General features: G+C 71.3%; 13 protein-coding genes. 5 read left to right on the top strand and 8 right to left on the bottom strand.

Annotation, left to right across the window (positions count from 1 at the left end):
- Window positions 1-31 precede the first annotated feature (31 nt).
- Window positions 32-1531 (top strand): LVIVD repeat-containing protein, encoded by a 1500-nt coding sequence (locus BHU15_RS06465; protein WP_069626277.1) that lies wholly within the window; start codon window positions 32-34, stop codon window positions 1529-1531.
- 59 nt (window positions 1532-1590) lie between these two features.
- Here BHU15_RS06465 and BHU15_RS06460 read toward each other — a convergent pair whose 3' ends face one another.
- The 8 genes from BHU15_RS06460 to BHU15_RS06425 form a co-directional block, all read right to left on the bottom strand.
- The gene (locus BHU15_RS06460; RefSeq protein WP_069626276.1) at window positions 1591-2211 is read right to left on the bottom strand and encodes a TetR/AcrR family transcriptional regulator; all 621 of its coding nucleotides are present in this window, start codon (window positions 2209-2211) and stop codon (window positions 1591-1593) included.
- Between the two features lie 178 nt (window positions 2212-2389).
- Window positions 2390-3043, bottom strand: a complete 654-nt coding sequence (locus BHU15_RS06455) for an allene oxide cyclase barrel-like domain-containing protein (RefSeq protein ID WP_069626275.1) — start codon at window positions 3041-3043, stop codon at window positions 2390-2392.
- Window positions 3044-3193: 150 nt separating this feature from the next.
- Complete coding sequence (locus BHU15_RS06450; RefSeq protein ID WP_107422796.1) at window positions 3194-5056, bottom strand: ABC transporter ATP-binding protein; 1863 nt, start codon at window positions 5054-5056, stop codon at window positions 3194-3196.
- Window positions 5043-5957 (bottom strand): ABC transporter permease, encoded by a 915-nt coding sequence (locus BHU15_RS06445; protein WP_079127948.1) that lies wholly within the window; start codon window positions 5955-5957, stop codon window positions 5043-5045. Before BHU15_RS06445 ends, BHU15_RS06450 begins: the two co-directional genes overlap by 14 nt.
- Window positions 5954-7186, bottom strand: a complete 1233-nt coding sequence (locus tag BHU15_RS06440; RefSeq protein WP_069626273.1) for an amidohydrolase family protein — start codon at window positions 7184-7186, stop codon at window positions 5954-5956. Before BHU15_RS06440 ends, BHU15_RS06445 begins: the two co-directional genes overlap by 4 nt.
- Window positions 7183-8118 carry an ABC transporter permease gene (locus BHU15_RS06435; protein ID WP_069626272.1) on the bottom strand — a complete coding sequence of 312 codons (936 nt, stop codon included), beginning with the start codon at window positions 8116-8118 and terminating at the stop codon, window positions 7183-7185. Before BHU15_RS06435 ends, BHU15_RS06440 begins: the two co-directional genes overlap by 4 nt.
- Window positions 8115-9080 (bottom strand): ABC transporter substrate-binding protein, encoded by a 966-nt coding sequence (locus BHU15_RS06430; RefSeq protein ID WP_079127947.1) that lies wholly within the window; start codon window positions 9078-9080, stop codon window positions 8115-8117. Before BHU15_RS06430 ends, BHU15_RS06435 begins: the two co-directional genes overlap by 4 nt.
- A gap of 25 nt (window positions 9081-9105) precedes the next feature.
- Complete coding sequence (locus BHU15_RS06425) at window positions 9106-10605, bottom strand: MFS transporter (RefSeq protein WP_023543418.1); 1500 nt, start codon at window positions 10603-10605, stop codon at window positions 9106-9108.
- A gap of 126 nt (window positions 10606-10731) precedes the next feature.
- Between BHU15_RS06425 and BHU15_RS06420 the strand changes: the two genes are divergently transcribed.
- The 4 genes from BHU15_RS06420 to BHU15_RS06405 all read left to right on the top strand — a co-directional run bounded on the left by BHU15_RS06420 (window position 10732) and on the right by BHU15_RS06405 (window position 16707).
- Window positions 10732-11319: a TetR/AcrR family transcriptional regulator gene (locus BHU15_RS06420; protein ID WP_023543419.1), complete on the top strand. Its 588-nt coding sequence runs from the start codon at window positions 10732-10734 to the stop codon at window positions 11317-11319.
- A 176-nt stretch (window positions 11320-11495) separates the two neighbouring features.
- Window positions 11496-12257 (top strand): AfsR/SARP family transcriptional regulator, encoded by a 762-nt coding sequence (locus BHU15_RS06415; protein WP_031232430.1) that lies wholly within the window; start codon window positions 11496-11498, stop codon window positions 12255-12257.
- 402 nt (window positions 12258-12659) lie between these two features.
- Window positions 12660-15431 carry an AAA family ATPase gene (locus tag BHU15_RS42010; protein WP_069626270.1) on the top strand — a complete coding sequence of 924 codons (2772 nt, stop codon included), beginning with the start codon at window positions 12660-12662 and terminating at the stop codon, window positions 15429-15431.
- A 148-nt stretch (window positions 15432-15579) separates the two neighbouring features.
- Window positions 15580-16707 carry an acyltransferase family protein gene (locus tag BHU15_RS06405; RefSeq protein ID WP_069626269.1) on the top strand — a complete coding sequence of 376 codons (1128 nt, stop codon included), beginning with the start codon at window positions 15580-15582 and terminating at the stop codon, window positions 16705-16707.
- The last annotated feature ends 54 nt before the right edge of the window (window positions 16708-16761 follow it).

The following is a 16761-nucleotide window of genomic DNA, read 5'->3' as shown; positions in this document are numbered from 1 at the left end:
TCAACTGGGAACGGATACAAGGGAGGACGCAGTGACTTCGTTGCACAACACCCGCGTGCGGCGTAGACGTCTGGGCGTGGCAGCAGCCGCTGCCGCCGGGCTCTTCGCCACACTGCTGGCCGCCGGACCGGCGGTCGCCACACCGGACCCCGGTACCAAGCCGGCCAAGGAGGAGACCTCCAAGAGCCAGCAGGCCGAGGCCCGGAAGGCCATCGAGAACAACGAGATACCCGGCATCGACGAGATCATCCACAGCGACAACATGTCGCACGTCGCGAACGTCCCCAAGGAGCACCTGAAGGGGACCAACTCGGACATTGCCTTCCAGGGCAAGTACGCCTTCTCGGGCAACTATGACGGTTTCCGGATCTTCGACATCAGCAAGCCGTCGAAGCCGAAGACCGTCGCGCAGGTCCTGTGCCCCGGCGGTCAGAACGACATATCCGTCTCGGGAGACCTGCTCTTCCTGTCGACGGACGCCTCGCGCAGCGACAACTCCTGCTCCAGCGTCTCGCAGCCGGCGACGGAGAAGTCCTCCTGGGAGGGCATGAAGATCTTCGACATCAGCGACAAGCGCAACCCGGAGTACGTCGCCGCTGTCGAGACCGCGTGCGGTTCGCACACGCACACGCTCGTGCCCGACCGTAAGAACGTGTACGTGTACGTCTCCTCGTACTCGCCCAGCACCGCGTTCCCGGACTGCCAGCCGCCGCACGACGGCATCAGCATCATCAAGGTGCCCCGCAAGGCGCCCGAGCAGTCGAAGATCGTCGACTTCCCGGTGCTGTTCCCGGACGGCGGCAACCCCGGCGCGCCCACCAACCCGGGCGTCTCGGCGACCAGCGGCTGCCACGACATCACGGTGCTGCCCTCCAAGGACGTCGCCGCCGGCGCGTGCATGGGTGACGGCATCCTGTTCGACATCAAGGACCCGGAGGCGCCGAGGATCATCGACCGCGTCCAGGACAACGTCAACTTCGCCTTCTGGCACTCCGCGACCTTCAACCAGAAGGCCAACAAGGTCGTCTTCACCGACGAGCTCGGCGGCGGCGGCGCGGCGACCTGCAACGAGGAGATCGGCCCCAAGCGCGGCGCCGACGGCATCTACGACATCGTCGGCAAGGGCGACAAGCGGAAGCTGGAGTTCAAGAGCTACTTCAAGATCGACCGTCCGCAGGCGGACGCCGAGGTGTGCGTGGCGCACAACGGCTCGCTGATCCCGGTCAAGGGCAAGGACATCATGGTCCAGGCCTGGTACCAGGGCGGCATCTCGGTCTGGGACTTCACCAACTCCTCGAAGCCCAAGGAGATCGGCTACTTCGAGCGTGGCCCGGTCACCCTCGACCAGGTCACCACGGCCGGTCCGTGGTCGGCGTACTACTACAACGGCTACATCTACTCGAACGACATCGCCAAGGGCCTGGACGTCATCAAGCTCGACGACCCCCGGACCAACGAGGCGAAGCGGGTGAAGATGGACGAGCTCAACGTCCAGACGCAGCCGGACTACTTCGAGGACTTCCGCAACTGACGTGCGCGGCCGGTCACTTCGGTGGCCGGCCGGACCGGCAGGAGCGTGAGGGCATCACGTCATGACGCGTTCCGCCGGGCGGGCTCCCCGCCCGGCGGAACGGCGTACGAGGTGTCCAGGCCGAACCGCTGGAACAGCTCGTCCCGCAGGCTCGTCAGCGGCATCCCCGCCCCCGGCAGCAGAATCGCGAACACCGCGCCCATCATCAGCGCGCGCAGCAGCGGATAGTCGCTGTCCACGTCGTCCGACCCGTACCGCACCATCGTCTCGCGCAGCAGCTCGGCGAGCCGCTGCTGCTCGGCGCACTGCACGAAGCCCTCGGCCTGGAGAATGCCCGCCATGTGCGCGCGCATCACCACCGGATGGTCGACCGTGAGACCGAGGACGGCGTCGATCGCGCGCGCGAGCAGCTCCCGCCCGTCGTCGGTACGCGGCTCACGCTCCAGGGCCGCCTGAAGCGTGCGGTGCATCAGCCGGTGCACGGCCGACTGGAACATGGGGCGCTTGCCGGGGAAGTAGTACGAGACCAGTCCGCGTGCCGCGCCCGCCCGGTCGGCGATGTCGGCCAGGGTCGTCCCGTCGAAACCGCGCTCGTCGACCAGGTCCACGGTCGCCTGCAGAAGCCGTTCGCGAGAACGCCGACGAAGTTCTTCATTGACCGATGCGCTTCGGGGGACCATGCTGGACTCCTGCGTTGACTGGCTCCTAGCCAGTATACTCGGCACGTCCCCGCGACCGGCCCCGTCGGGCCTGGTGAGGCGAGGGAGAGGGCTGTCTGTCTTGGGCGACGCGGGGGATCGTCCAAGACAGACAGCACGCTTGTGCCGCCCCCGGGTGAGCCGGTGCGCGGAGCCCGCCTCAGTCGCGGGCGAAGGCCGACCGCGCGGGTGGCTCCAGGTGACCCGAGTCGGTCTCCGGGTTCACGGCGGGGCAGATGAGCGAGCCCAGCAGTGCGAGCAGCCGGTCCAGGGCCTCGGGGGAGTCGACCGCGCCGTCCAGGCGCTTGGTGTCCGTCAGAAGCAGGTTGGAGTCGTAACGGGCGTGCGGCGCTTGCGGTGTGGGCCGGAAGGAGCGGATGCCCAGCCTGCCCGACTGGGCGCCGCCGGTGCCGATCACCGGGAAACGCTGCCACGCCCCGCCGATGATCGCCGTACCGTCCAGCCACCCGGCCGTTTCCGCCGTACCGTCGGGGAAGGTCAGCTTCTCGCGGTAGTACATCATCATGTGCCCGTCCCGGGACCGCTCGTACAGGATGCGGCCGGTGCCGTGCAGCGTCGCGACGTGCTCCCCCTCGGCCGTTTCGATGACGCTCTCGTAGGTGTCCCAGTCGCCGAGGCTGCGGCCGGGCGGGTCCACCTCGCGATAGTCGAGCGAGACGTGCTCGACCAGCCCCTCATGGACGAGGGCGGCGGCGCCCGGATCGTCGGCGGCCAGATTCACCAGGGCGGCGAAGTCGCCGAGGACTTCGGCGAGTTGGGCGGTGTTGTGGGGAAGGTCGAATGTGGTGTGCAACAGCGCTCCCGCGTGCTCGTCGGATCGGTGCGAAGCAGTGCCCTCACCACGGTGGCAGCCGCCGCTAAAGCCGGGCCAACGCCCGGCTGCGGGTGACCGGCCCGCCCCGGCGGCCGGTCACCCGGGAGCATGTCTCGCTTCAGCGGGCACTCACCGGGCGTGCGCACCTCTCGGTGGTGCCGTCCGCGGGCCCTCCGGCTCCGGCTCGGGCAGCCGGGGCAACGCGGAGAGCAGGGAGCGCGTGTACGGATGGGCCGGGCTGCCGAACACGTCGTCCACCCGGCCCGACTCCACCAGCTCACCCTCCCGCATGACCAGCACTCGGTCGGCGACGTGTCCCACCACACCGAGGTCGTGCGAGATGAACAGCAGGGCCACGCCCGTGCGTTGCTGCACGTCGCGGAAGAGGTCGAGGATCTGGCCCTGCACCGAGACGTCCAGCGCCGACACCGGCTCGTCGCAGACCAGGAGTTCGGGGTCGGTCGCCAGGGCGCGGGCGATCGCCACCCGCTGCCGCTGTCCGCCGGACAACTCGCCCGGCCGCCGGGTACGCAGGGCCGGATCCAGCCCCACCGACTCCAACAGCTCCCCGATCCGAGGCAGTTGGCGGCGGACCGTGCCACGGTCGGGGGTGCCGAACGCCTCGGCCACGACTCGCTCCACGGTGTAGCGCGGATCGAAGGAGCTGAGCGGATCCTGCTGCACATGCTGGAGCCGCCGCCGCGCCGCCCGCCTTGTCCGCTCGGGCACCCCCGACCACGGCTCGCCCCGCAGCCGCACCCAGCCCGCGTCCGGCTCCAGCAGGCCCAGCGCGAGCTGCGCCGTGGTCGTCTTGCCCGAGCCGGACTCGCCGACGACGGCGAGTGTCTCCCTGGCGTACAGCGAGAAGGACACGTCCCGCACCACGGTCCGTCGCGAATGCCCCGGCCCCGGAAAGGACTTGGTGAGCCCCTTCGCCTCAAGCAGCGGTGTTCCGGAGCTGACCGGCCGGGTGGGGGCGGCGGCGGTGTCCGCCGGGCGCGGCAGTGGCACCCCGAGCCGGCGGCAGAGCGCGCTGTGCCCGTCCGTCACCTCGTGCCGGGCCGGCTCGGAGGTGCGGCAGCCGTCCTCGACGAGCGGGCAGCGGTGCGCGAAGTCGCATCCGCCGGAGCGCTCAGGCTCCGTGCGTGCCACGGGGAGCGACAGCCGTGCCCCGCGCGGCCGGCGGGAAGGGACGGCGTCGAGCAGCGTACGGGTGTAGGGATGGGCCGGGTCGGTGAGCAGCTGAGCGGCCGGGCCCTCTTCGACGAAGCGGCCCCGGTACATCACCGCGATACGGTCCGCCAGCGAGCCGACGACCGCCAGGTCGTGGCTGATCAGCAGGATCGCCGTACCCGCCGCGCGCTGTGCGGCGAGCAGGTCGAGGATGCGCGCCTGCACCGTCACGTCGAGTGCCGTGGTCGGTTCGTCGGCGAGCAGCACCGGCGGGCCCGACACCAACGCTGCGGCGATCAGGGCACGTTGGCGCAGCCCGCCGGAGAGCTGGTGCGGATACTGCCGAGCCCGGATCCCGGGCTCGGGTACCTGTACGGCACGCAACTGCTCCAGCACCCGTTCGCGTACCGCCCGGCCGGCCGGCAGCAGCCGCCGGGGTCCGGAGTGCCACTGGTTGCGCAGCGGTTCCGCGATCTCCGCCCCCACCGTACGGAGCGGGTCGAGCGAGGTCATCGCGTCCTGGAGGACCATGCCCAGGCTCCGGCCGCGCAAGGCCCTCCAGTCCGGTCGGCCGCCGTTCACCAGGTCCTGTCCGGCCACGCGCAGCCGGTCGGCGGTGACGGTCGCGGTGGGCCCGGCCAGCCCCAGCAGCGCCCGCGCGGTGACGCTCTTGCCCGAGCCCGACTCGCCCACCACTGCGAGGCATTGGCCGGCCGCCAGCCGCAGGTCCACCCCGTCCACCGCGTGCACCGGGCCGTCGGCGCCGGGGAAGACGACGCGCAGCCCGGCCACGTCGAGCAGTGGTTCAGCGGTCTCCATCGCGGCTCCTGCCGTCGAAGCGGCGGCGCAGATCGGCGCCGACCACATTGAGTGTGATCACGCAGCAGGTGAGCGCGAGCCCGGGGAAGACGGTCAGCGCCCAGGCCGAGTCGAGGAAGTCGCGGCCCTCCGCGAGCATCGCGCCCCACTCGGCGGCCGGCGCCTCCGGGCCGAGCCCGAGGAAGCTCAAGGAGGAGCCCGCGATGATCGCCGTACCGATGTTGACCGTTGCCAGAACCAGCACCGGGGGCAGCGAGTTGGGCAGCAGATGGTCCCGGTGGACGGCGCCCGTCGGCCGCCCCAGCACCACAGCGGCCTGGACGAATCCCGATTCCCGCACCGCGAGCGCCTCGCCGCGCACGAGCCGGGCGAACCCCGGTGCGGTCGACAGTCCGATGGCGATCAGCGCGTTGCCGGTACCCGGGCCCAGGATCGCCACCACCAGCAGCGCCAGCAGCATGCCGGGGAAGGCGAGCAGCACATCCGTGACCCGCATGACCAGGCTGTCCACGGCCCGGCCGCCCAGGATCGCGAGCGAGCTGACGAAGGTGCCCAGCACCAGCGCCAGGGCGACCGAGCCGACCCCCAGCAGCAGGGTGAGCCGGGTGCCGTGCACCACCCGGCTGTAGATGTCGCGGCCCAACTGGTCGGTGCCGAACCAGTACGTGGCGTCCGGCGACCGCAGCGCGTGCACGACATCGACATGGTCCGGCGGTCGCCGCTCCAGTGCCTCGGGCCAGACGGCGGCCAGCACCAGCAGCGCCAGCACCCCCCAGGCGATGGCCAGTCCGGGCCGCAGCCGGCCGCGCGCGGAGAACCGCCGGGGGGAGAACCGCCGGGGGGAAAACCGCCGGGGGGAAAACCGCCGGGCGACGGTCGTGGGAACGGGGGCGGTCGTCATCGGATCACCCGCCCCGCGGGCAGATGCGGCCGGCCCTGGGCCACGACGAAGCGCGGGCGGCGCAGCACGGAGAGGTCGGTGTACGGATCGCCGTCCACGACCAGCAGATCGGCGTCCAGGCCGGGCGCGATCCGGCCCGTCCGGTCACTGAGGCCGAGCGCCGCCGCCGCGTTGACGGTCGCCGTCTCCAGCACGGCGGCCGTGCTCAGCCCGGCGTGCCCGAACCATTCCAGTCCCTCGCCGAAGCGGTCGAAACGGGAGCCGGGCATGCCCGCGTCGGTGCCCGCGATGAGGGAGACGCCCTGCCGGTGCAGCCGCAGGACGAGTTCGAGCACCCGGTCCACGACCTTCTTCATGGCCGAGCCCTGCCGGGTGTCGTACAGGGCGCCGCTCAGCGTCGGACAGACGGCGGTCCCGGACCGGGCCAGCAGGGGCGCCAGCTCCGCCGCCCGTGGGTCGGTCGCCGCGCCCTCGGAGGTCGCGAACGAACAGTGCTCCAGGGTGTCGACCCCGACGGACAGCGCGTCCTCGACGGCCTGCGTGCCGTGCGCGTGCACGGCGACCCGCCTCCCGAAGCGCCGGGCCTCCGCCACCGCGACCCCCAGCTCGGACCGGCTGAACTGGCTGCTCCAAGGCGGCGGCCCGCCCGGTGTGAAGGTGCCGCCGGACGCCATCACCTTCACCCAGGAGGCACCCGCCGCGAGATTCGCCCGTACCACCCGGCGTATCTCCTGCTCACTGTCCGCCTGCCCGCCCAGATACCAACAGTGCCCGCCGGTCACGGTCAGCGGTGCGCCGGAGGTCAGGAGCCGGGGGCCGGGCACCACCCGGGCCGCCACCGCCTCCCGAAGTACGGCGCCCAACTGGCCCCTGTCGCCCAGGTCCCGGGCCGTGGTGACCCCGGAGTCGAGCAACTGCCCGGCCCGCCCGGCCATCGCGAGCAGCAGCGTACGGTCGTCGGCGGCGTGCAGCGCGGACACCGGGTCCGGACTCGCGTCGAAGACCAGGTGCACATGGGTGTCGATCAGGCCGGGCAGCAGGACGGAGTCGGGGAAGGCGGTGACAAGCACGTCGTCGCCCGCCGCCGCGCACACCTCCCGGGCGGGTCCTGCCGCGGCGATCACACCGTCCCGTACCAACACCGCACCGTCGGGCACCGCCGCCTGGCCGGGCTCGGGCAGCAGCAGCCCGGCGGTGTAGACACGGGCGCCGCTGAGGTCTTCGGTCATGGCAGGGTGCTCCTCAGACGAGGGTCGATGATCCGGTAGACCACGTCGACCAGGATGTTGAGCAGACTGAACGCGGCTGCCGCGATCACGACGACCCCGGTCACCACGGGCAGGTCACGGCTGGTGATGGCGGCGGCGAGCACCCGTCCCAGCCCCGGCCGGGAGAAAACGGTCTCGATCACCACGGTGCCGCTGAGCAGCGCGCCGATCGTCCAGCCGGACAGCGTGGTCAGCGGCAGCAGTCCGTGCCGCAGCACATGCCGTACGCGCAGGGCCAGTTCACCCGTACCGCGCGCCCGCGCACTGAGCACGAACGGCTGATCGAGCGCCCGCTCCATCGCGTCGCGCAGGACCTGCGAGAAGGTGCCGACGATGCTGAGCGCCATCGTCACCGCGGGCAGCACCAGACTGGCCGCGCCCGTGTCACCGGCCGCCGGGAAGAACCGCAGCTGGAACGAGAAGAGCCCCAGCAGCAGCACACCCGTCCAGAAACCCGGCGCGGACACCGTCGTCAGCTCGAAGAGCGAGGCCGCCCTTACGGGCAGCCGCCGCCTGCCCGCCGTACTCACCGCCAGCAGCAGCGCCCCGGCCAGCCCCAGCGTGAACCCGGCCAGCGCCAGCTCCAGGGTGGGCCCCAACTGCTCTGCCAGCACCTGCCCGACGGGCTCCTGAAGCTGGTAGGAGTCCCCCAGGTCGCCGGTGCAGAGCCGGCCGATGAAGCGGGCGTAACGCACCGCGAGGGGCTGGTCGTACCCCAGGTCGGCGCGGACCTCGGCGACCACCTCGGGGGTGGCGGGGCTGGTGCCGAGCAGGGTACGTACCGGGTCGCCCGGGGTCAGCGCCATCCCGGCGAACGCCACCGTCGCCGCCCCCGCCACGACGAGCGCGGCCGACAGCAGGCGCCGGAGCAGCCAGCGCAGCACGCCACTCACGGTGCCTCCCGTTCGGCGCCGTTGAACAGGGGGTAGCCCGCCGCGTCGAAGGCCAGCCCGCGGACCCGGTCCGAGGCGCCGACGAGCGAGGTGGGCACGTACACCGGCATCACCAGTGCCTCGTCGATGACGCGCCGCTGGACGCGCGCGTAGGCATCGGCGCGGCGTCGCGGTGTCTGCTCCGCCGCCGCTCCGTCCAACAGCCGGTCCAGACCCGGGTCGTTCAGGCGGAAGACATTGCCGCCGCCGTTCGCCAGCGTCTCCTGGGAGCCGAGGAAGAAGCGTAGAATGTCCGGTTCGGGGCGGACGAAGCTGGTGCCGTACATGTCCAGCCCGCGCCCGGCCGATGTGCGTTCGATGAAGGTGCCGACGTCCAGCGGATACCAGCGCAGGTGAATACCGGACTTCTTCGCCTCGGCCTGGATGCCCTGCCCGAGAATGTCCGCCTTCGACTGGAGGCCGCTCGCGTACGGCCAGGAGAGGGTGAGCCGTTCGCCGTCCTTGGTGCGATAGCCCTCACCGTCCCGCCCGGTCCACCCGGCCTCGTCCAGCAACTCGGCCGCGCGCGCCCGGTCGACCGGCCAACTGCCCTCGACGGCGGGGGAGTAGTGGGGGGTGGCGGGCGTCAGCATGCCCCACGCCCGCGCGTAGAGCTTGAAGAAGACCACGTCCACGAGTTGGTTCAGATCGACACTGAGCATCAGCGCCTTGCGCAGCCGTACGTCGCGGAGCGGGCCGTTCTCCGTGTTGAACACCACCGAGTACGCCGCGCCCGGCGCCTGCACCTTCCACAGCCGCATGGTGTCGGTCGCCTCCACGGTGGCCGCCCTGGACGGCGGGACACTGCCGATGACATCCACCTGGCCGCTGGTCAGCGCGCCGAGGCGGGCTGCGTCCTCGTCGATGAACTCGATGACCAGCCCGTCGTAGCGGACCGGCCCCCGGGGCGGCGCGGGCCGGATCTCCCGCGCCGCCGCCGGCCCGGGGTCAGCCGGCGGCCGGGGCCGGGCGCTGGGCCCGTACCACGAACACCGCGACGACCAGCCCGATCACGGCGAAGACGGAGCCGAGTTGGAAGGCCCCGTTGATGCCCTCGGCGAGCGCGAACCGTTCGCCGTCGGCCTCGCCCATCCCGGTCGGCAGGTTCTCCTGCGCCGACCGCATCGCCCGGCCGTGCGCGGTGACGAGCAGCGCGAGGCCGAGCGAGCCGCCGACCGTCAGCATGGCCTGGAGCACCCCGGAGGCCGCGCCGGACTCCTCGGGGGCCGCCTCGGACATCACGATGAGGTTGTGGGAGACCAGTGCCAGCCCGGCGCCCAGCCCGAACAGCACCAGCGGGCCGAGCACATCGGTCAGATACTCGCTGTCGACGGAGAGCCGCGTCAGCCACACGGTGGCCACCCCGACGAGCACGACTCCACTGATGGCCACGGGTTTCGTGCCGAACCTGGGCAGGATCCTCGGTACGAACTGCGAGGACGCGAAGACCGCCGCCGCCATCGGCAGGAACGCCAGCCCGGTCACCAGCGGGCCGTAGTCGAGCACGCCCTGGAGGAACTGCACCAGGAAGAACCACATGCTCGTCAGCGTCGCGGCGATGAGCAGCAGATTGATGTACGCGCCCGCCCTCGTACGGCGGGTGAACAGCCGCAGCGGCATGATCGGCTGGTCCGCGCGCTTCTCGACGGCGATGAAGACCGCCATCAGCACCACGCCGACGGCGAACGAGACGAGGGCGAGCGTGTCGCCCCACGAGTGCTCGGAGACCCGGATGAAGCCGTAGACCAGGGCCGTCATACCGGCCGTCGAGGTCAGCGCGCCCGCGATGTCGAAGCGGCCGGGATTGCGCCCGGTCTCGTTGATGAAGCGCGGAGCCAGCGCCACGACGAGCGCACCGAAGGGGATGTTGATGAAGAGCACCCAGCGCCAGGAGAGCCCGGTGGTGAGGACGCCGCCGAGGACGAGGCCGAGCGCGAGACCCGAACCGGCGACCGTCGAGTAGATGGCGAAGGCCCGGTTACGGGCCTTGCCCTCCTCGAAGTTGGTGGCCAGCAGCGCGATTCCGGTGGGCGCCGCCAGTGCGGCACCGATGCCCTGGAGCGCACGGGCCACCACCAGGGTCTCCGCGGTCGGCGCCAGACCGCCCAGCGCGGAGGCGAGGGTGAAGAGCACCGTGCCGGCGATGAACACCTTGCGGTGACCGAGGATGTCGCCCGCCCGGCCGCCGAGCAGCAGCAGACCGCCGAAGGCAAGGAGGAAGGCGTTGATGACCCAGGAGAGACCGGTCCGGCTGAAGCCCAGGTCGTCCTGGACGGTGGGCAGTGCCACGTTCATGATCGTGGTGTCGAGTTGGAGCATGAACTCGCAGGACACGATGAGTGCGAGAGTGATGCCGGGGCTCCGGGTGAGCCGGGTGGGCGCGGGATTCTTTCCGGCGTCCCCCTCGTCCCCGTGGCCCAGGCTCTGCTGCCGTGAGGATTGCGACATGTGCCGTCTGTCTCTCTTCCGGTGGTGGGACAGTTTCGCGGCGCGCGAACGTGAAACGGAGAGAATCTCCGCTTGGGTCGATTACGATAGTGGAGACACTCTCCACTTTCAATGCGAGGAGCCCCGATGAGCCCAGCCACCCCCGCTGACCAGCGTCGGCCGCTGCGCGCCGACGCCCAGCGCAATTACGACCGGCTGCTGGCTGTCGCTCAGGAGGCCTTCCGGGAGCATGGTGCTGACGTACCGCTCGACGACATCGCCAAGCGGGCGGGCGTCGGCCCGGGGACTCTCTACCGGCACTTCCCGCACCGCGACGCGCTGCTCGCCGCCGTCATCCGGGACAGCATCGACTCGCTGCACGCCCGCGCCGAGGAGTTGCTCGTGGCCGCGCATCCGGATGCCGCGCTGCTCGACTGGCTGCGCGCCGCCGTCGCGCACGCCGGGGCGTACAGCGGTCTCGCGGCGTCGATGATGAGCAGCATGTACGACGAGGGCTCGCCGCTGCACTCCTCCTGCGCGCGGATGCATGAGGCCGGGGCCCGGCTGATGGCCCGGGCCCAGCGGGAGGGGAGTGCCCGCGCCGAGTTCGACGCCGCCGACCTCTTCCAGATGATCGCCGCCGTCGCCTGGGTGACCGAGCGGTCGGAGGATCGCGAGGGTGCCGCGGAACGGCTGCTTCCGGTGGTCACCAAGGGACTTCTGGCCGGCGGGTGACCGGCCCGCGGGGTCCTGAAGCCGCGCGAAAGCCGCACCGACGATCCGCTGAGGTGGCGCCAACTACGTAGTTTCTCCGATGCGAAAGAGCGTTCGCCTCTGTGACGATCCAGATGTCTGGCGGGCGCAACGGCGCGCACCGCGCCACCAGCATCCTGTGGGGAGACGGTGTGAGCGTGAGGTTCGAAATCCTGGGACGGTTGCGTGTGGTCGACGGCGACGGCAGCTCCACCCCGAGCGCGCACAAGGTCGGGATCCTGCTGACGGCCCTGCTCATCCGGGCCAACCAAGTCGTGTCCACCTCGCAGTTGATCGGCGAGATCTGGGGGCAGGACCCACCCCGGCGGGCGACGGCCGCATTGCACGTCTATGTGTCGCAACTGCGCAAGTTCCTCAAGCGGCCCGGCGAGGACGGGGTCATCGTGACCCGGCCCCCCGGCTACATGCTTCAGATCCCGTGCGGGGACCTGGATCTGAACACCTTCCGCCGGCTGCTCTATCAGGGCCGGAACCAGATCAGGGAGCAGCGCTACGGGGCGGCCGTCACCTCGCTCCAGACCGCCGCCGAGCTGGTGCGCGACGAGGAGATCGTCGGCAGCGGCCCCATCGTCGGCGGATTCACCAGCTGGCTCGCCGAAGTGCGCCTGGAGTGCGCCGAGATGAGAATCGAATCCAGTCTCGCGCTCGGCAGACACCGGGAGCTGGTCAGCGTGCTCCAGACGCTCATCAGCGAACACCCGCTGCACGAGGCCTTCTACCGGCAGTTGATGCTGGCGCTCTACCGCTCCGACCGGCGCGCCGACGCCCTTCAGGTGTACCAGGGAGTGCGAAGCATGCTCGACGCCGAACTCGCCCTGGAGCCCTGTGCGTCACTGAGGGATCTGCACCGGGCGATTCTGCTGGCCGACGAGCGGCTCCAGTTGAGGGCTGCCGGATAGTCGCCGGATGGCCGCCGGACGGGCGGTGCCGGGTGCGGCCGTAACGGCAGGAGGAGTTCCGTTTCTGTGGATTCCGTGTTCTCCCTCCAACGGACGGCCGCATTGGCACGCTCAACTCCTCCGGTTCTTTTCCGCAGAGTAAATTCGTAATGAAATTATGTCTGTCAATTCTCTGCTTTGTCGGGTGTGGTGGGATTGAGGACACGCGCCGGTCGCTGACTGCCGCGCAGGTGGCGGGGCGGGTGACGGGTAACCGGGCGCACTCGCCTTACGTTCGGATCGGGCAGCTCACTTTGCGCCAATCTATGGGGACGCAATGTGACGACAGCATGCGCCTTGTAGCATCCGAAAGCGCCGAACTTCGGTGTGCGGCAGCACTCGATCCGAGAGGCGCAGCCCGATATGAGCAATCCGAGCCACGAATCCGAGGCGCCGCTCAGGGAGGCGCGGAACGTCCGGTCGAATGAAGCGCGGAGACTGCGGGCCGCCCTGGCGCCCGGCGACGGCACACACATCCTCGAAATCGTCGGCGACCCCGGCGCTGGGAAGACCCATCTGCTGGACGGATTCGCGGAGGACGCCCGCAAGGACGGCTATCGCACCTTACGCGGCTTCGGCAGCGAGGCCGATCAGCGAACCCCTCTGCGCGCCCTCACCCGCGCCGTCGACGACCGGCTCGTACGCGACACCGCGCCCCGGCTGCCGCCCGCGCAGACCGAGACCGTCGAACGGATCTGGGCGGCTGCCGGTGCGGGGGACACCGAGGGGCTGCGAGCCGCCCTCGCACGGCACGACCCCGCCGCCAACCTGCTCGCCCTGCGTGCCCTGCTGGAGCGGCTCGCCCAGGACCGGCCCACCCTCCTGGTGCTGGACGACTTCCACTGGGCCGACCTCGACACGGCGGAGCTGGTCGACCACCTCATACGCCACCCCGTAGGCGCCCGCCTCGTGATCGTCCTGGCGCACCGCAACCGCCAGGCCACCGAATGGCTGCGCGGCACCGGGCTGCGAGCTACCCTCTTCCACGGCGTCCAGCGCGGCACCGTCGAACGCCTCGAACTGGACGCGCTCACCACCGAACAGTCCGCCGCCCTCCTCGGCCGCCCCGCCAACTCCCCAGCCCTGCGCGCCCTGCACCGCGACAGCCACGGCATTCCCCAGTACCTCCTCGCGCTCGCCCACCGCAAGGAGCGGGAGTTCCTGCTGGAATTGGTGCACGGCGAGATCCAGCCGCTCACCCGGGACGAGTTCGCCGTCGCCGAAGCCGGCTCCGTCGTGGGCCTGCGTTTCGACGTGGAAGCCCTCGCCGCCGTCAGCGGGCTCAGCCTCACCCGCGCCTGCACCGCCGCCGGCGGACTGCTGCGCCGCGACCTCTTCCGCCGGGTCGACTCCCTCGCCGTACTGGCCTTCCGGCACCCCCTCGTCGGTGACGCCATCTACGCCGGAGTGGATCCCTGCCAGCGCCGGACCGCTCATCGGCTCGCCCTGGCCCACCAGCCGAAGCTGGGCGGCCCGATGGCCGTACGCGCCCGGCACGTCGCCGCCTCACTGATCGTCCGCGACCCCGGTGACCTCACCATCCTCACGCGCGGCGCGGAGGAGATCCTCAGACAGGACCCCGAGACCGCCGTCGAGTGGCTCCAGGCGGCGCTGCGTTCCACCGAGGACCCGGCCGAGCGCAGCGAGGTACTGCTGCTGACCGCCCGCGCGCAGTGGTCCTGTGGCCGCCCGTACGAGGCCCGTGCGGCGATTCGTGCCGTGGCCGATCTCGGCGAACTGGCCCCCGCCCCGCGCCGCTGGCAGTCGGTGGCCTGGGGCGCTCTCCTCGACTGCCTCGCCGGGCGGACCGGCGAGGCGGTCGTCGCGCTGGAGAACGCCCTGGCCGACCCGGCCGCCGTGCCCGGACCCGAACGGTCCCGGCTGCTGATCTGGCAGAGCCTCGTCCTTCTCGCCGACGGCCAGGTCCCCTCCACCAAGAACCTCGAACACGCTCTGCGTACGGCCCAGTTGGCCGGCTGCGCGCGGGACACCGCCCTCGCCCTGGCCCTGCGTGCCCACCAGGCCGCCGCCGTCGCCGAGGTGGCAGCCGCCCGTGAGGCGCTGGACCGGGTGGCCGACGACAGCTGTCTGGCCGCCGACTGGGCACTGGGCGACGAGATCGTGCTGCTGACGCTCACCGGCAGCGCCGAACTGGACCTCGGCAACTTCTCGGCGGCCGACACCCAGTTCAGCCGCGCCGCCGATCTGGCCTGCGAGCAGAGCTTCACTGTGCTGCTGCCTCCGCTGCTGCTGGGCCGCGCCATGGTGCTCTACAGCACCGGGCGCCTGGAGGACGCGCGCAAGCTGGCCCTGCGGGCGGCCGAGACCGGCGAGCGGATGGAGACGGTGGGACAGGCCGCCCTGGCCCGCCTCCTCGCGCTCTGCTGCGGCATCCGACGGCGCCCGCAGGACGAGCGCGCCACCCACTGGCCGGAGTTGCGGGAGCGAATCGACGCGCTGCGCTTCGGGACCCTCCCGCACCGCGTCGGGACGGTGCTCGCCCTCGGCGCGGCGCTCGGCGACACCGCGGAGGCCAGTGCCCGTGCCGTGGAGGTGGTCGGCGCCGGCGGCGGCAGCAGACTGACCGAATTCCCGCCGCGACTACGGCTGGAGGCGTTCGAGCTGCTGGCCAGAGTCTCCGCCGCCGAACGGCAGCCCGCGCTGCTGCGCTGGGTGCGCGGCGCCGAGAAGGCCGCCCGCACGCTCGGCACCGGCTACGGCCGCGCCCGCGCGCAGTGCGCGCTCGGACACCAGCGGCGCGCCGAGGGCCGCGCCGCTGACGCGGCCCGGCTCTACGAGCACGCGGCCGAACTCTTCGCGGCCGACGGCGCCGCGGGCGCGCGCACCGGCATGACGTTGCTGTCCGCGCACTGTCTCTCCATGCGGGGCGAGCTGAGGGCGGAGGCCGAGGCGGCGACGGCCGAGAGACCGGCCCGCCAGGTGGATCTGCACCTCCTCACCGACCGGGAGCGCGAGGTCGCGGGGATCGCCGGGACGGGCGTACGGACGAAGGACATCGCCACGCGACTGCATCTGAGCCCGCGCACCGTCGACGCCCATCTGAACCGGATCTACCGGAAGTTGGAGGTCCGCTCGCGTACGGAGCTGGCCTGGCTGCTGGCCGACGCGGTCTGAGCGGCGAGGCAGCGGGCGAGGGGAGCGGGCAAGGGGAGCGGCCCGGTCCGGGGGGCCGGGGGAGCGGCTTTAGCGCCTGTACATCGCCGCGTTAGCCGCCCTCGCGAGAATGTCGTGGCCCCCCGGCACAGATCACCAGGAGGATCCCATGGCGACGCCCGCCGCCCGTTTGCCCTCGCTTACCGGCATGCGGTTCATGGCCGCGCTCATGGTGTTCTTCTGCCATGCCTACACCGAGGCCTACCCCAGCGGGGGCAGCCCCGAGATCTTCCGGCTCGCGGTCGGCATGGGCTGGCTGGGCGTCGGCTTCTTCTTCGTCCTCAGCGGCTTCGTGCTCACCTGGTCCGCGCGCGAGGACGATCCGCCGCGCCGCTTCTGGCGGCGGCGGGTCCTGAAGATTCTCCCCAACCACCTTGTCACCTGGGCCGTTTCCCTGGTGATCGTGGTGGCCGTGGCCGGGACGGTCTCCTGGAAGCAGGTCGTGCCCAGTCTCCTCCTCGTCCAGGGCGCGCTGCCCAGCCTGGACTTCCTCGCGGTCAACGTGCCCAGTTGGTCGCTCGGCTGCGAACTCTTCTTCTATCTGTGCTTCCCGTGGCTGCACCGGCAGTTGCGGAAGATCCGCGACGAACTGCTGTGGCGCTGGATCGCCGGGGTCACTCTCGCGATCGTCGCGATCCCCTTCCTGGCCGAAGCGCTGCTGTCGGCAGGACCACGGGCGCCGGGGATGTCCATGTCCACCTGGCAGAACTGGTTCGTCTACCCCTTCCCGCCGGTACGCACCCTGGACTTCGTCCTCGGCATGCTCGTCGCCCGCTTCGTCATGTCCGGCCGACGGCTGCCCCTGGGTCTCCTCGGCGCCGGCGCGCTCTTCGTCGGCTCGATCGGCGTTCAGTTCCTGCTGACCCCGACCGTCTACGGCATGGCCGCGCCGACCGCGCTCCCGCTGGCCCTGCTCATCGCCGCCGCCGCCCGCACCGACGCACTGGGGCTGCCCTCGCCCTGGCGCGGTCGCACTCTCGTCCGGCTCGGTGAGATCTCCTTCGCCTTCTACATGGTCCACTACCTGGTGCTGCACTTCGGCAGGTCGGTCCCGGGCGTGGAGGTCTTCGCCGACAGCGCGGGCGAAGGTGTGCTCGCCGCGCTGTTCTTCGTCGTCTCCCTGCTGCTGGCCTGGCTGCTGTACGCCACGGTGGAGACGCCCGCCATGCGTCGCTGGAGCCGCCCCCGCGCGGCCAGGATCCCGAAACCCGCGCCGGTGCCGGAACCGCGTCCCTGACCCGGGACGCACGGAGACAGCGGACGGCCGTGGCCCGAATCGCGGGCCACGGCC

This window comes from Streptomyces niveus (assembly GCF_001723055.1).
Classification (GTDB): Bacteria; Actinomycetota; Actinomycetes; order Streptomycetales; family Streptomycetaceae; genus Streptomyces; species Streptomyces niveus.
The sequence above is the reverse complement of the archived record's forward strand: the minus strand, read 5'-3'. Positions and strand labels throughout refer to the sequence as shown.